Source organism: Microcoleus sp. S36b_A4, from assembly GCF_036700645.1.
In the GTDB taxonomy this organism is placed as follows: Bacteria; Cyanobacteriota; Cyanobacteriia; order Cyanobacteriales; family Microcoleaceae; genus Microcoleus.
Window position 1 is genome coordinate 1 of record NZ_JAUBPI010000068.1, and the last position, 15,630, is coordinate 15,630.

Below are 15,630 nucleotides of genomic sequence, written 5' to 3' on the forward strand. Positions count from 1 at the left end.
AAACGCTCAAATCCCCGCTCTATCTACAGTTAAAAATTTGGCTCTCACTTTTATTTTCCCAGAGTGACAGAAGAGGGTTAATAGGGTAAGGGCGGGTTCACGAAAAATATCTGCCAATAATTGACAATCTCAAAAACCCGCCCTTTTAATCACGGTCACTCGATCAGACATGATATGAGCAAGTGCTAATTAAGTTTGTCGTAATGAAGTCGTTTTTCTCTCGTCTGCCAAGCGCTAACTCTAAACGGTGAGTTTAACAATTGATTTACTGGATACAATTTAACTGGGGCGAAAGGATTCGAACCTCTGAATGGCTGGACCAAAACCAGCTGCCTTACCACTTGGCGACGCCCCAACGTCTCAACATTTAATATAGTAACACCCAGACACGGGAATCTGTCAAGCATTTTGACAATAAAATTTAAAAAATGTTTTTGGAACCGATCGCCCGCAGGTTTATGCTTTGACCGCAGGGGGGCGAGCTACCGGGATTTCAATCCTGAAATCCGCTCCCTGTCCAGGTTCCGAGATACAATTCAAACTTCCTCCGTGTTTTTCCACCACTATCTGGTAGCTGATAGACAAGCCGAGCCCCGTACCCTTGCCTACAGGTTTCGTTGTAAAGAAAGGGTCAAACAAATGGCATTTAGCTTTTTCGGGCAATCCGGGCCCGCTGTCTTGAATCCGAATCACCACAACTTGACCCCTCGACTTTCCTGACTCATCAGCCTCCGAGTCTTGGTTCACTACCGCCGTCGAGATTTTGATCGTCTTAGGTGGAGGCTGATTTTCCAAAGAGTCGATCGCATTCGCCAAAATATTCATAAATACTTGGTTGAGCTGTCCGGGATAACACTCTACCTTCGGCAAGTCGCCGTAGTCTTTAATTACCTCAATTCCTGGCACTAGCCCGTTTGACTTCAAGCGACTCTGCAAAATCAGCAGCGTGCTGTCAATCCCTTCGTGAATGTCTACCGGCTTCATCTCGGCTTCGTCGTGCCGCGCGAAATTCCGCAGAGACAGGACAATTTGGCGGATGCGTTCAGTTCCCATTTCTATTGAAGAGAGAATTTTCAGCAAATCCGGCACTAGGAAATCAACATCGATTTCTTCGTTTTTGTCGAGAATTTCGGGGCAAGGCTCCGGGTAATGCTTTTGATACAAGTGCAGCAAATCCAGCAGATTTTTCATGTACTGCTTGCAATAAGTCAAGTTGCCGTAAATAAAATTAACCGGATTGTTAATTTCGTGGGCGACGCCGGCGACCATTTGACCAAGAGAGGACATTTTTTCGTTTTGGATGAGCTGAGCTTCTTTCTGCTGCAACTGCTGCAAAGTTTCCGTTAGTTGGCGGGCTTGAGTTTGAGCGGCTAAGGCTGCCGCCCGCGTTTGGGCGTAGAGTTCGGCTTGGTCGATCGCGATCGCCAGTTGATCCACCACCGCTTGCAGCAATTCCACTTCGCTCGTCGCCCAGGAACGGTGGCTGCTGTAATGGTTACAAACTACAGCACCCATTTGACCGGAGCGAGTCTTGACTGGCAGCAGCAGGTTAGAAACAATCCCGATACTGCTCAAAAAAGCTCGCGTGGGCGGTTCGATGCACAGTGCTGTTGCAGCGTCGCCGATCCGGAGCGTTTGGCGGTGGCAAATTTTCTCGGCCAGCAGGGTTACTTGTTCGATCGGGTATTCTGTGAGCCGCTCTTTCAGTTCGGGATTTGCCGCCTCGTGGGTGATGGCAAAGCTTGGCTGCCCGTCTCGCGAGATCGAGTACCACAAAAAGTAGCACTGGTCAACCTGCAACAAGCTGCGAATTTCGTTGACAGCCGTATCTAAAATTTTGTCGAGGTCGAGGGAATTCCGCATCTGGCTGGCGAGACCGAAGAGCAAGCCTTCCCGGCGGCTCAACAATTCTTCTCGGGCTGCGTGGCGATCGATCGCCACGGCGATGGCGTTAGCCATGCAACCCAGAACTTCTAGCGCTCCCTCGCTTGCCAAAGCGCTACTGCACAGAGTCATCACTCCCACCAGTCGCTCCTCCACAATCAGCGGATAGGCAATGGTGCACAGAGACGGGTTCGACAGTAGGCACACAGGAGCAGTTTGGAGTTTTCCCGCTTCTGTTCGTACCCAATCTTCTATTTCTTTTGCCCACTCTTGGCTGCTAAGTCCTGAATTGGCCTGCAATTCTAACCGCTCTGTCTGCAGGTTAAAAGTCCAGATGCTCACCCCTGTGGCGTCGAGATACTCTACCATTGCCTCGGTGCACCGGTTGAGGATGACCGATATTTTCCCGCCTTGTCCAAGGGCTGCACCGACTTTAGCTTGCAGGGAACCCAAGCGAGCTCGCTCTTGTAGGGACGTTGCCGTTAGTTGGCGATCGGATGTGTCGCCGGAGCCGGCAACGATTTCTCGGGTTTGTTGAGTATCGTCCGCGCGCCCGATGCCCGCTGAAGCTTCCCACACATATTGAGATTTGCCTGTTTCTCCCAGCGTCGGGAGCTTTTTTGTTCCATATATTGTTGTCATGCTGCTCTGTGGCGTATGTACCGCAGACAAGCTCGATCGGTTCGAGCCAGGAACTAACTCCGAGATTTTCTGGCTGTCCGAGGTGATATCTTCTACCTCTGGCAACTGTTTCTGGGCTTTGACTAATTGCCAGCGCAGCTCCACCAAACTCGCAACTTGCCGACTCAAAGCTTGCAGACCTTCTATCGTTTCTTTTGTCAAGTCTCGCGACACCGAGTCCATGACGGATAGCACTCCCAGCATCTGCCCCTCTGAGGTCATGACTGGGATGCCGGCGTAAAATTTCACGAAGGGGTAGAAAACGATCAGCGGATGCTCGCCAAATCTCATATCTGTGGAAGCGTCTCGAACAATGGCGGCAGGCAGTTCTTTAAAGGAATTTATAGGGAGTTCCCTCGCAAATTCGGGAGCAACTGGCGGTTGTTGTAAAGAAATTGCCCGGTCAAATTCCGAGTTTGAGTTTGAACTCTGGGCGAACTCTTCGGGAGTTGGGTCCAGGGCCCGAGCGCAAAAATTCAGGTAACGGTGAGCCAAAGTTCGATCGATACCTAACTGCGACTTCAACCAGTGGCGATTACCGTCAATCAAGCTCAAGAAAGCAATAGGAGTTCGGCTTATATGAGCTGCCAAACCGACCAAACTGTCCAAGCAAGCCTCTGGATCAGAGCCAAGAAGCTGATACAAATCAATATTATGGAGCTTGAACACTTTTTTACCAAGAGGCAAGGGTGATTTCATCATGTGTAACTGCCCGTCTAGTTGCTGGCAACCGCCCTTCTCAATACTTCCCTTGAAAAACAAGCTATGAATTCTGTGCTGGGAGACTCTGGGCGCAACTTCAGCGCAGGTTGCTTGCGCCGAATTCAGACTAACCTCTTGACCGATATGGAAAATTTTGAGTTATGGGAGTTAGAGCACCCCAGATCTAAGACTATATAAATTATACTTCCAGTTGACTATGCTTTTGAATACCTCCGGCTCTCTAAATCTCAGAGCCTCTGTTGGGAGGAAGCAGCTTTCCAAAATATATGACTATTGCTTATCTATAATTTTTTTATCAGTTTAATTGTATTTTAACAGACTTGTCTAATCGTGGGTAGCTGGCTTGCTGGTAGATTTAAATCAGGGGTTTGTGCCACAATACCAGTGTCCTTTACCGAGCTGTGCCTTAACCAGGAGTTCAACTACAGTTAGGAGATGAATTACAAAAGATTGGTAAGATGTTAAACTTTGTAACAATAGTTGTTCAAACTCGACTTTTTAGGGATTTTGGGCCCGGATGCACATTTTGCAACTGTTGTAATTGCCGATCGACAACTCTCCCAATCCCTTTTTTCGAGTTTGAGGTAAAAAAACAGGGGTAAAGTTTCAACTAACGCTCCAAGGGAGTTGACAATTATTGGGTAGAGGCAACGCTCAAAAAATAACTGAACGAAGTATGTTTTGTATTTTCAAGAACTATAAATAAACAGGGAGAAGAATATGTCTGCAAGTAGCAGTCAAGTACCAACTATTTTGGCAGTTGATGATAGCGTCGTGATGCAAGGACTTGTTAAACAGGCCTTAAGCAAAGAGTTTCGAGTTCTCGTAACCGACAATGCAGTGGATGCTTTGTCAACGATTTATCACGAACAAATTTCTGTTTTGTTGCTGGATGTTTCGATGCCTGGTATTGACGGATTGGAACTATGCCGCACAGTGCGGAGCTTGCCTCAGTTTCAGAATTTGCCGATCGTAATGCTGACAGCGCGAGATGGAGCATTTGATAAGGTACAGGGGCGTTTGGCGGGAGCAACAGAGTATTTAACTAAGCCGTTTGATGCCGATAAGTTGCGCGAGGTAATTGGTAAGTTTATTAAAATCAAATAATCGGACTTAGGGAAAAAAGTCAGTTTTGAGTAATTAATCAAGTAATTTGAGTAATTAATGAACTAAAAAGTTGCGATCGCGTTCTGTGATCCTCGACTTCTTTAACAAGTCGAGGGGCGGGGCATTCTGCACTATTTGCGAGGTAAGTCCTAAATTTTTAATTTAGCCAGGAGTAGGGGAGCGATCGCACTGACAGGTAAAACATATTGGGCGGCACCAAGGGCGATCGCCTCCTTGGGCATTCCGAAGACAATGCAGCTAGCCTCGTCTTGGGCGATTGTCAACCCCCCTTCTCTGGCGATAGCCAACATTCCGTCAGCACCATCTCTACCCATTCCTGTCAGTAAAACCCCTGCTGCTGCCCGACTATAAAAATTAGCTACCGACTTAAATGTCACCGTTACAGAAGGGCAGTGTCCCGCAGCATGAGCAGCTTCTGAATAAATAAATCGCCCTTGAGAATCCAATTCTAAATGACGTTTTTCTGGCGGAAAATAAACAGTTCCTGCTTGTGGCAATTCTCCAAAAGAAGCTATTTTAACAGGCAGTTTCGATTCATTACCCAGCCAATCAACTAATCCTTGCAAAAAACCTTCACTGATGTGCTGAACGCAAATTATAGGCACTGGAAAACTAGCCGGAAGTTTAGAAATAATCGCGTACAGCGCTTGTGGTCCCCCCGTAGAAGCCCCTATGGCCAATACTTTAATAGTTGAAGATTTAACATTTTCGTTGGAAAATTTGTAATTAGGAACTGGTGCTTGGTTAATTTTTAAAATTTGATTATTATCTTCTAGTGGCGTCTTTTTTTGATGCCGTGTAAATACTTTAACTCCTGAGAGGATTTTTACCTTAGCTATTAATTGATTTGCTAGGCGATCGTAGTCAGATATCAACCCGCCAATCGGTTTCGGAAAAACATCCAATGCACCAGCCTTTAACACTTGAAATACATTCTGAGTATCATTCGCTTGCACTGAAGCACTAATTACTAAAATTGGTAGTGGATATTTCTTCATTACTTCTTCCGTAAATTCTAACCCGTTCATTGGTGCCATGTTCAAATCCGTACAGATTACTTGGGGCTGAACTTTGGGAATTAATTCTAGTCCTTCTAATCCGTTGCAAGCAGTTCCTACAACTTGGATGTCTGGCGAGGACTCAAAAATGCGTTTGAGGACGATCGTAACGACTGGAGAATCTTCAACTAACAATAGTTTAATGGGCGATAACATCAGTTTGCTGGGGAATGGGGAATGGGAAATGGGGCTGTTTCGGGGCAACCACGGGGGGATTGCCCCTACGGAAAATCAGGCTTTTGTAGGGGCGGTGCTAAGAATGCCAGCCCCCACCCACAGATGATTTCATGGGCATTTCAGGCATCGGGGCTCTTCACGAGGGTTTGCCCCTACAAGAAAATGAAACCCCCCTGGGGAATAGGGCACTTGTGCTACCCTTCGACTTACTTCCCTTCGGCGAAGCTTAGCGGGCAAGGCGCGCAGGGCGAGTGGCTAAGCTCAGCACGAGTCGCTCAGTAACCGCGTAGTCAAAGTATTGGGCATTGGGCATCGATGCACTGGTAATGGTGCACGGGACACTGGATATTAAACCTTGCTAATTGGTAGTAAATAACAAATGCCTCCTAACCAAGGAGTAATGACTAATGACTAAACTAACCTTTTTAGTGTCTCTACCAGCACATCTTGATTGAAAGTACCTTTAGGAATATAAGCATTTGCCCCCGCATCAGCCCCTCTTTTTTTATCTTCATCCGATGCCAAAGATGTCACTAAAATTATCGGCAACTCACTGTATTCTTTTTGCTCCCGAATCTTAATAGTCAGTGCCAAACCGTCTAAATTTGGCATTTGTATGTCAGAAATCACAGCATCAAAATCGCGAGTTTTTAATTTATGGAAAGCATCCAATCCGTCTACCGCAGTCACAACTTCGTAACCCGCACCTTCCAGGATGCGTTTTTCTTGAGTGCGCGTGGCGATCGAGTCTTCTGCTAATAGTATAACTTGTTTTCTGCTGGCTGTCTCAAGTTGCGATCGCGCACCAGAAACCCCACGGGACGAAACTTGCTGGCGTACAGATTTTATCAAATCGTGGGGATTGAGTACCATACAAACTTCCCCAGTACCGAGAATTGTGGCACCCGAAACATTTCGCACCCGTTTCAGCAATAGACTTTGAGGTTTCATAACCACATCCTGTTCGTCTATCAAAGCATTTACAAATAATCCCAATCTTTCCTCCCCAACTTTCAAAACAATACAAGGCATTTTTGCAGAGCTTGAATTTCGGAAGTAGTTTTGATTTTTTATCGAAATTTCACTCCCTGTTTCCTGTCTCAGATACCGACTTTTTTGCCACCCTTTTCTATTGTTTAATGCTAGTAAATCTGTCAGATGAGCAACTGACAGAGGCTGACCCTTTGAAAGTATAGTTTCCTTACCTTCTATAGCAAATATCTCAGACTGAGACACCAGTTGTGCCGTGTCTACAAACTCGACTGGCAGACCATAAGGAATGTCTTCAACTGTGACAATTAATACATTTGCTGTAGCTAAAGACGTGCTGATTTGCAGCCTCAAAGTGCATCCTTTTCCCGGCAAAGACTCTACTTGAATACTACCTTTTAGGGCTTCAACATTAGTGCGAACTACATCTAAACCCACCCCGCGCCCCGATACTTCGGTAACAAATTTTTTGGTCGAAAAACCCGGAGTAAAAATCAAAGATTGTACTTGATTTTCGGTCATTTCGGCCAGTTGTTCAAGCGTACAAATATTGCGTTTTACAGCAGTTTGTTTAATGCTCTCTAGATTTAGTCCCCGACCATCATCAGCAACTTCAATAATAATATTGCTAGCAATATTATAGCCTTTAATTCGGAGAGTTGCCACGGGAGGTTTACCTAGTTTTTTCCGCTCCTCAACAGTTTCAATGCCGTGGTCGATCGCATTTCTAAGCATGTGCATTAAAGGGTCTTTCATTTCTTCTAAAATGCGTTTGTCTGCTGTGGTTTCGCCTCCTTCAATCACTAATGCAACTTCTTTACCTTCCCGTTTTGCTAAATCTCGAACAGTTCGAGGAAATAAATTAAAAATAGTAGACAAAGGCAGAAGTCTCAGAGTGCGAATTCCTGATTCTAATGCCTCAGTGATTAATTCGAGTCTAGCAGTATCTTCATAAACTCGATTTCTCAAGCGGTTGACTAAAGTTCCGAGACGTTCTAAACGTTCTTCTGTACGTTGATAGTAATCCTGCAATTGGCTAAATTTACCGCTGGCTTTAATACCGTTTTCATCTATCTGCATCCGATCAACGGTCAAGCTCGTTACAAAATATTCTCGGCTCCACTCTTCCCACAAAGTTGTAATTTGTTCGATATCTGCAACTCGGTGTCCTAGCCGAGTTTTTGTGACAGTAAGTTCCCCTGCTTGAGTCATTAAATCGTCTAAATTTTGAGTAGCAACGCGAATGGTTTCAATGCGGTAAGATGAGGTTGAGGATGCAGTAACTGCCGACTGCGAAGCCGACTCAGTGGCGGGTCCAGAAGGTGCAGGCAAGTTTTGAGCTTCCAGTAGAAATTCTGGGTTGGATTGTAGGGGTAAAAAAGAGAAATTTTTCTCTAAGTTAAGGACTTCAGAAGTTTCAACATTTGTTTCTAGTTCTTTGGTATAAGGCTCAGTAAATTGCGCTTCTACCAAGGGTTGTTCTGGTACTTGTGAAGATGAGGGATCTACTATTGAGGCAGCAGCCTGTGGCTGTGGCTGACTAGAAGCACCCATCATGCTAGCGAGGATGTAAAAAGTATTAACGCCGGAATCTTCGCCGGTAACGGCTTCGTTAACGAGTTTCCGCATGGCGTCTAAACCTTGCAAAAGTCGATCGCTAATATCCGAATTCAGTTGAGTTTCTCCCCGTTTGACAGCTCCCAAAATATGCTCCATTTGATGAGCTAAAGATGCTACATTTTTTACTCCCAGCATCCCAGCATCACCTTTAAGAGAATGGGTTTCCCGCAACAATTGTTCTAACTTAGCTAAATCGCTCGGATATTGTTCTAAGTACAGCAATCCGTCGTCTAGTTTCTGTAAGTGTTCTTGACTAGCGACTTTAAATACATCTCGAAGTTCTTGATCTTCAATCATCATATATGTTATTGAGTAATAGGTAATTGAGCATGGCTCATGGGTAATTGCTAATGATAATAATGTTGAATACTCAGTCGATTGCTAATGACTAATGACTAATGACTAATGACTAATGACTACACTACTTCTTTAAGATTAAATGCAGCTTCTGTGAGTTGTTGAGTACCAATTTTAACTTGAGTAATACCGCTGACTGTTTGAGACGCGGATTCCTTCATAGAACTCATGGCATCACCTACTTGCTGAATTGCTATCGCCTGCTGTTTAACATTAAATGAAATTTGCTGGTTGCTAGCAAACACCAGATTGCAAGCTTCCCTCACACCCGTAAAAGCTTCTGCCGTATCTTGTGCTGTTTTCACCCCTTCTGCAACCGTTTTGCGACTATCTTCAGTTGCTTTCACCGTGGAGTCGATCGCGCCCTTAATTTCTGGAACAATACCATTAATCTTTTGTGCTGCTTGTTGGCTTTCATCTGCTAACTTACGAATTTCGCTTGCTACCACCGCAAAACCTTTACCGTACTCGCCGGCTCTGACTGCTTCAACAGCGGCGTTGAGAGCCAGCATATTAGTTTGGCTGGCTAAATCGCTAACCAAACTTGCGAGAGTCGATATATTGCCAATCTGACTCGTGCTGTCGTCGAGTCGATGATTTTGCTTAGAAATTGCCACCACAGCTTCTCTAAGATTCAGCATTTGATTGAGAGTTTGATCTACCTTTTTAGTACCTTCTTCGGCTAGATTTAAAGCTTGGCGAGCGGCAATGGCAACAGACTCAGCTTGCTCGGCTGTTTGCTGGGAAGATCTGCCCAAATTTTCTAGAGTTATAGTTGTTTGATTGACCGAAACAAATTGCCTATCTGCTATTTGTTCTTGCCTATTCATATTAGATTCTATTTGCATTGAAAATGAGGATATTTGGTAAATCAGCCCCCGAATGAGAGCAACAATCTGTTTGAGAAAAAACCAGCCAAATCCCAGCACCACAGCCAGGGAAACAATAGCAATCAACGCTGCTATTTTTTGAAGCGAATCGATGGAATAAAATAGCAGTTTTTTGGGTGAACTATCCACTATCACTAAAAACTTATTGGTATTTTGTTTGCTGGGAAAAACTGTATTATAGCTAATCACTAGCTCCCTATTATCAATATTTCCCTGGCCACCTGAGAGTATTTTAGCAACAAGGTCTCCTGAATAATCATTTTTGACATTTTCCTTGGTTTTGAGTTCAAATCCCCATGCTTTTTTAGGATTGGGATGAGCCAGATAATACCCATCTTGATTTAAGATAAAAGATTGGTCTGATAGTTCAGGATTGAAATTTTTAACCATATCGAGTAGAGTGCTACCCAGAGCATTAGTAATGACAAAGCCTTGTCTTTCTCCTTTGGGATTAAAAATTGGAGTGGCATAGCGAATTGTTGGCTTGTAAGGAATTTCTATTTTCCCCCTTTCCTTATTCAGATTTAAGGAAGACACATAGACTTCTCCTGATTTTAGCTTCATAGTTGCCGAGAAGTAATCTGTGTCTGCTTTATTTTGTAGTTGAGAATCTGGAATAACTTTGATATTGGTGCCGTCAGAATCTACGCGCACGATCTCCTTACCGCTGTTATCTATGTAACGCAATTGCATATAATATGGCTTGGCTTCCATCATAGATAAAAATGTGAGTTGCATTCGATAAACCCAATCTTTATAAGTTGAATTAGTTTGTTTGTCTAATCCATTTCCTTCTCTAGCTCTAATCATTCCCTGAACTGGGGGAGTTTTGCGGAGAAACAAAATATCGGCTCTCAGATTTTCCAATTTGTTAGTCATTTGATTGGCGGTGGAATTAACACTGTCACTAAGGGTTATTAATGCTAAATTTTGCAGTGCTTCTGTTGAAGAAGAAATTCCATACCAACCAACAATAGATACTGGAATCAAGGTACTTAAAATTAGGAGCAGCAACAGTCGATGCTGCATTTTTTGGAAAAAATTGTTAATCATTAGTTACTGGGAATCGGTTACTGGTAACTTGTACGCTCGCATAGTCTAAGTATAGAGAACTAGAAAATTGTATGATCGGGTAGCCGAAGTATTGGGATTTGGGAAGTGGTAGTCAAGAAAAAATAACAACCCCCTAATAATAACTCACAACTCACTACACGACTGATTTGATATTAGGTTTTTATTGGCATTTGCCCATAAACAAGTTATTACTCCCGTTAATATCGCTGGAATTGTAGCGAGGCCTATCGCCAAAGCAATTGTTTTAATTCTTAAGGATATATTTAGCCTTTTTGGGGAACTACTCATAATTCATTGCTTTCCTACAAAACTGCTTTCAAATCTAAGGCTGCTTCATTCAATTTTTGAGTACCGACTTTAGTTTGACTGATACCGCAAGCGGTTTGGGCTGCGGCTTGATTGAGAGAGTTCATAGCTTGCACTACCTGTTCGATCGCGATCGATTGCTGTTTGGCATTCAGCGAAATTTGCTGAGAACTCAAAACCACATTGTTAATGGCATTGGCAACTCCTGCAAATGCCGCTGCGGTTTCTGAGGCAATATTCACGCCCGATTCCACTGTTTTAGTTCCTTCGTCTGTCACCATTACCGTTGAGTTAATCGCTTTTTGAATATCAGCAACTAATAGATTAATTTGCGCTCCTGACTTTTTACTGCGATCGGCAAGTTTGCGAATTTCTGACGCCACTACGCCAAACCCTTTGCCGTGTTCTCCTGCCCGCACTGCTTCAACAGCAGCATTGAGTGCTAACATATTAGTTTGATTAGCCAAATCGCTAACTACACTTGAGATATTACCAATGTGATCTGTTTGTTCGCTCAACTCTATAATTTGTCCTTGGATATCCTGAACTTTAGTTTTCAGAGTTGCCATTGCTTCTAAAGTTTGTTCTACAGCTTTTGTGCCACCTCCAGCTAAATTCAAAGCTTGCATTGCTTGAACCACGGCTGTTTCTATCTGCTGTGATGTCGCCCTGGAAGAGGCTCCCAATTCGTCCATTGTAGTAGTAGTTTGATTTACGGAAGCTGCTTGCTGACTTGCCATGCGTTCCTGTTCTTCCACGGTGGCTGCAATCTCAGTGGAAGAAGTGGCGATCGAGCTAATTGCGCGATCGATAGTTTGGGCAATTCCTGATGAAATGAGCCAAGCTATAACCGCACCTAACACCAATAAAAACACGGAACCAAATACCAATGCTGAGATCAAGAAAACTAAAGATTGCTTCGTTTTTTCTGTAGCTTGCTTAATCGCTTTTACTTCTATTTCGCGAAATTGCTTATTTATTTCCACAAATTCATCCACAAATTGTGTCTGTTTTCCGGTGTTAAAGAGAGCCAAGGCAGCAGTTCTATTATTTTTTTGTAATAAAGCAACTATTTCGCTAGAACCGTCATAATATTCGTTGCATAGTTCTAGCATCTTCTCTAAACGCATTCTCTGTTCAGGATTTTCCATCTTCAACTCCGCACTATTTCCCGACTCACGAGCTAATTCTCCACCTGTCTTAAAATCATTTAAAAACTGCGGATTTTTATTAATTAAATACCCGCGCATTCCCCGTACCATTTGTTCAGCACCTGCGGACATATCATTTGTGTCTCTGATCACATTTTCTATCCTTTCTACTTCTGCAAAATTATTCAACACATGATTAGTAGTTGTATAAACTAGCACGGGAAAACCCAAGTATATAGTTGCGGGCGCTACATAGGCCAGCAGCATTCTATTTCTAATATTTAATTTTATTAACTTAGAAAACATATTTTTCTCCTTAATTTAAGCACGTGAATACACAAATTAGATTGCTTAGTTAAATCTCGCTTGAAAAGCGGATTTGGTATAACTCAATACGCTTGGGTTAAAACTATTTATTCCTCAGAGATCTCCGTCGCATCCCCCCATCGTTGCGAGGATTTTGAGTAAGTTCTTGTTTGTCCCCCCATTTAGAAGGGGGGCTAGGGAGATCGAGCTTAACTGAACCGTATTGTGATATAATTAACTTCTTTAGTCCTGGACGCATTTCAAGATAATTCTCTCATGCTAAGTCCCGCTCGTTACCAGTTTTGATCTCTGCGTTGGATCGGGATTGCGAAGGAAATCAAGTATCCAGCTAGATGCTTCACTGCACTCATGACAGATATACTTTGCGTAAGTCCTGTTCTGGATTCAAACCTCTTCATCAACAACTACTCCTCCTTTTGTCAGCAGTTTTTGCAAGTTGAGAATAGCCATCATTTTTTCCCCATAAATAGCTGTCCCCCGTAGATATTCGCGGTTGGCAGAATGCAGTGCTGCCGGAACAGCCGCAATTTCCGACACATTTAAGTATATAATATCTAATATTTCGTCAACAACTATACCAGCGACCAAATCCGCCACTTCAACAACGATCGCCTTAGAGAGATAATTGGCAGTCTCCGACATATTTAAAGACATATTTAAAACACTGCGAATATCAATTAGCGTCACAATTTCTCCCCGTAAGTTTATATTTCCCACTATGCGATCGGGAGTGCAAGGAACCGGAGTTACTTGGTTGATATCAGTAAATTCGCGGACTAGATCTAAATGAATACCAAAGTATTCGCTATTCAAAACAAAAACCGCCAGGGACATATTAATTGCAGCATCATTTTCCCCCTCGCCTCGCAGCCTCAAATGATTAGCGCGAGATTGAAAAATTGCTTTTTCTTCTGGGGTAGCCTGCGGGCAAAAAACGTGACGCTTGCTCAAAATTTTAGGAGTTTTACCTAACACTTTTGCATTTATTTGCCCGTGTAAATTTTCCGTCTCTGCCTCACCTGCTGCTGCTTCACTACCTGCATTGCTTGGAGAAACAGGCTGGATTTCCTCTGACTTTTCGGGAGAATATCGAATTAAGTGATCGAGATTCAGCAGCATGATAATATTGGCTTCGCTGCGGGCAAGTCCAGCTACAAAATAATGAGAAGCTTCTGAATTCTCTCGTCCGTAAGATAGCTGCGGAGTGATGGCCTCTTCTGAGAGTTCCTTAACTTCGCGAACTTGATTGACAATTATACCAACTTTCGATTCTTGCCACTCTATGACGATCGTACTATCTGTCACAGAATACTCCTGCCAAGCGTATCCAAAACGCAGATTCAGATCCATCACGGGCAGAATTTCGCCGCGAAGGTCGATCGCCCCAACAATATCTTGAGGTGCTTCTGCAATTGCTGTCAACTCCGGCAGAAAGAAAATTTCCCGAACGTAGCAGGCTTCTATACCGCAGAGAAAACCGTTCTGTTCAAAGATAAGATACGGTTTAGTTTCCATATTTTAGTGTACAGTTTCTTTACTGTATAATTTTAACAATTTTTTTTTAACATTCATCAGCACTTGACTAGCTGTCATTTTTCCCTGTGAATCTATGGGAGTGTTTGGCGGCAGCGCTTTCAGGATTTCACAAGATGAATGGTACATTTTAAGAGCTCTTTTTACTTGGCCTTCTTTATTGTATATATTCCCTAGCTCTATATAAGCTGAAACAAAAGATGGACACATATAAATAGTCCTCTTTAATAAATTTTTTGCTGTTTCTAATTGACCCTGTTCTTCAGCAATTTGAGCTTGTAAATAATCAGTATATACTGATCCCGGCTCTACTTTTCTAGCTCGATTACAGTATTCTATTGCCTGAGAATAATTGCCGGCATTCGCCTGAACTTGAGCGATTAAAAAATAAGCATCAAAATTATGTCCCTGCAAGTCTATTGCCTCTTGTGCCTTGTTGATAGCCTCAGCATAATCTTGATTTTTAAATAATTTTTTAGCCTCTAAAATTAGCAGTTGAGGCGTTTGATTTTGAGTATTTTCTGCTATTATTTTTTCTGTAACTGACACGGCATTGTTCGGTAAGCCGTCCTCCAGATAGGGAGATGGCAGCATATTCCCCAGCAGATTACTTATTTTTAATACGGGCGGCATCTCTATCTCTGGAAAATTGCTGTTAGTAGTAAAACTAGGTGGCATAGTTTCTCCTGTTAGCAACTCACCACTATCATCGCCCATAGTATCTGCTTTCGGGAATTCCCGAAATGCCGAGTTTGCTTCCCCTAAAGTCGCAACCCTAGACTCTATTTGACAGCGTTCATCCGGTACTGCATCCCGACGCTGATACACCACTGACTCCGGGAAAATCTTGGATTCAAACTCGTTCATAATTTGACCGTAAACTTCAGCGTGACCGGTCATTAAATATCCTCCAGGTCTCAGTGTCTTGGAAAATTTTTGCAGTACCAGTGAAATATACTTATGTTCAAAATACACAAAAACGTTTCTACACAAAATTAAGTCTATGTTATAAAGATTTTGGTAAATATTAGGAAACTCATCTTTGATTAAATTTACACAGCTAAAGTTGACACTTTCGCGCAATTCTAGATTAATTTCCCAATCATTTTGCCTCTGATGAAAATACTGCTTTTGTATCTGCGGTTCAACCAAGCGAAACGACCAATGACTGTAAACTCCCTGGGGCGCTTTTTTGATTACTTTTTCATTGATGTCTGTACCTAAAATTAATATTTTCCATTGCTCCCAATCGGGAATCAATTGTTTTAAAACAATAGCTAAAGAATAAGGTTCTTCACCGGTGGAGCAGCCCGCACTCCAGATTCGCAGTGTCGGCTGCATTCCCAATGTTTTGTGCAAGTTTCTTTTCTGGTCTATCAATTCAGGAAAAATTACTCTGTTTAACAGAGCAAACTGTCCTTTATCTCGCATAAAATAACTTTCAGTTGTTGTTAATAGCAATACTAATTTTGCCCATTCATTTTTACTTTCAAAAGTTTTGGCGGTTAAAAGTTTATAATATTGTTCTGGTTCTGCAATTTTTTTTTCTCTCATCCGACTCATGATTTTATGAGACAGATCCGCTCGATCTTGGGTTCTAATTCGCACACCCATCTCAGTAGTAATTAAGTTTATAAATAGCTGAATTATGGAATCATTCATGTCCACTGAGGTAGATTAATTTAATAATTTGGGAAGTGGCAACTTTTACTGAGCTGATGCTGAGTTGGT

8 protein-coding genes and 1 tRNA gene are annotated in these 15,630 nt (G+C 42.9%); 1 reads left to right on the top strand and 8 read right to left on the bottom strand.

Annotated elements, in window-relative coordinates; all coding sequences use genetic code 11:
- Nucleotides 1-283: 283 nt before the first annotated feature.
- A tRNA-Gln gene (locus QUA03_RS20010) sits at nt 284-355 on the bottom strand.
- Nucleotides 356-456: 101 nt separating this feature from the next.
- Nucleotides 457-3,267 (bottom strand): GAF domain-containing protein, encoded by a 2,811-nt coding sequence (locus tag QUA03_RS20015; RefSeq protein WP_333214308.1) that lies wholly within the window; start codon nt 3,265-3,267, stop codon nt 457-459.
- Between the two features lie 741 nt (nt 3,268-4,008).
- Here QUA03_RS20015 and QUA03_RS20020 point away from each other — a divergent pair.
- Entirely contained in the window at nt 4,009-4,395 is a 387-nt protein-coding gene (locus QUA03_RS20020; RefSeq protein ID WP_015175702.1) for a response regulator, read from the top strand.
- 149 nt (nt 4,396-4,544) lie between these two features.
- On the opposite strand, the gene cheB is transcribed toward QUA03_RS20020, so the two are convergent.
- From cheB to QUA03_RS20050, 6 genes are all read right to left on the bottom strand, one after another.
- The gene (gene cheB / locus QUA03_RS20025; RefSeq protein WP_333214310.1) at nt 4,545-5,630 is read right to left on the bottom strand and encodes a chemotaxis-specific protein-glutamate methyltransferase CheB; all 1,086 of its coding nucleotides are present in this window, start codon (nt 5,628-5,630) and stop codon (nt 4,545-4,547) included.
- 432 nt (nt 5,631-6,062) lie between these two features.
- Nucleotides 6,063-8,558 (bottom strand): hybrid sensor histidine kinase/response regulator, encoded by a 2,496-nt coding sequence (locus QUA03_RS20030; protein ID WP_333214330.1) that lies wholly within the window; start codon nt 8,556-8,558, stop codon nt 6,063-6,065.
- A gap of 119 nt (nt 8,559-8,677) precedes the next feature.
- A complete protein-coding gene (locus QUA03_RS20035) occupies nt 8,678-10,561 on the bottom strand; it encodes a methyl-accepting chemotaxis protein (RefSeq protein ID WP_333214312.1) in 1,884 nt (627 codons plus the stop codon).
- Between the two features lie 323 nt (nt 10,562-10,884).
- Entirely contained in the window at nt 10,885-12,345 is a 1,461-nt protein-coding gene (locus QUA03_RS20040) for a methyl-accepting chemotaxis protein (RefSeq protein ID WP_333214314.1), read from the bottom strand.
- A gap of 405 nt (nt 12,346-12,750) precedes the next feature.
- On the bottom strand, nt 12,751-13,881 hold the full coding sequence (locus QUA03_RS20045; protein WP_333159887.1) for a chemotaxis protein CheW: 1,131 nt from the start codon (nt 13,879-13,881) through the stop codon (nt 12,751-12,753).
- Between the two features lie 3 nt (nt 13,882-13,884).
- Nucleotides 13,885-15,561: a CheR family methyltransferase gene (locus QUA03_RS20050; RefSeq protein ID WP_333214316.1), complete on the bottom strand. Its 1,677-nt coding sequence runs from the start codon at nt 15,559-15,561 to the stop codon at nt 13,885-13,887.
- Nucleotides 15,562-15,630 lie beyond the last annotated feature (69 nt).

What these genes read in the sequence shown, in the direction of transcription:
- QUA03_RS20030 (WP_333214330.1), bottom strand. Translation starts at nt 8,558, where the DNA reads ATGATTGAAGATCAAGAACTTCGAGATGTATTTAAAGTCGCTAGTCAA.
- QUA03_RS20020 (WP_015175702.1), top strand. Translation starts at nt 4,009, where the DNA reads ATGTCTGCAAGTAGCAGTCAAGTACCAACTATTTTGGCAGTTGATGAT.
- QUA03_RS20035 (WP_333214312.1), bottom strand. Translation starts at nt 10,561, where the DNA reads ATGATTAACAATTTTTTCCAAAAAATGCAGCATCGACTGTTGCTGCTC.
- QUA03_RS20015 (WP_333214308.1), bottom strand. Translation starts at nt 3,267, where the DNA reads ATGATGAAATCACCCTTGCCTCTTGGTAAAAAAGTGTTCAAGCTCCAT.
- cheB (WP_333214310.1), bottom strand. Translation starts at nt 5,630, where the DNA reads ATGTTATCGCCCATTAAACTATTGTTAGTTGAAGATTCTCCAGTCGTT.
- QUA03_RS20040 (WP_333214314.1), bottom strand. Translation starts at nt 12,345, where the DNA reads ATGTTTTCTAAGTTAATAAAATTAAATATTAGAAATAGAATGCTGCTG.
- QUA03_RS20045 (WP_333159887.1), bottom strand. Translation starts at nt 13,881, where the DNA reads ATGGAAACTAAACCGTATCTTATCTTTGAACAGAACGGTTTTCTCTGC.
- QUA03_RS20050 (WP_333214316.1), bottom strand. Translation starts at nt 15,561, where the DNA reads ATGAATGATTCCATAATTCAGCTATTTATAAACTTAATTACTACTGAG.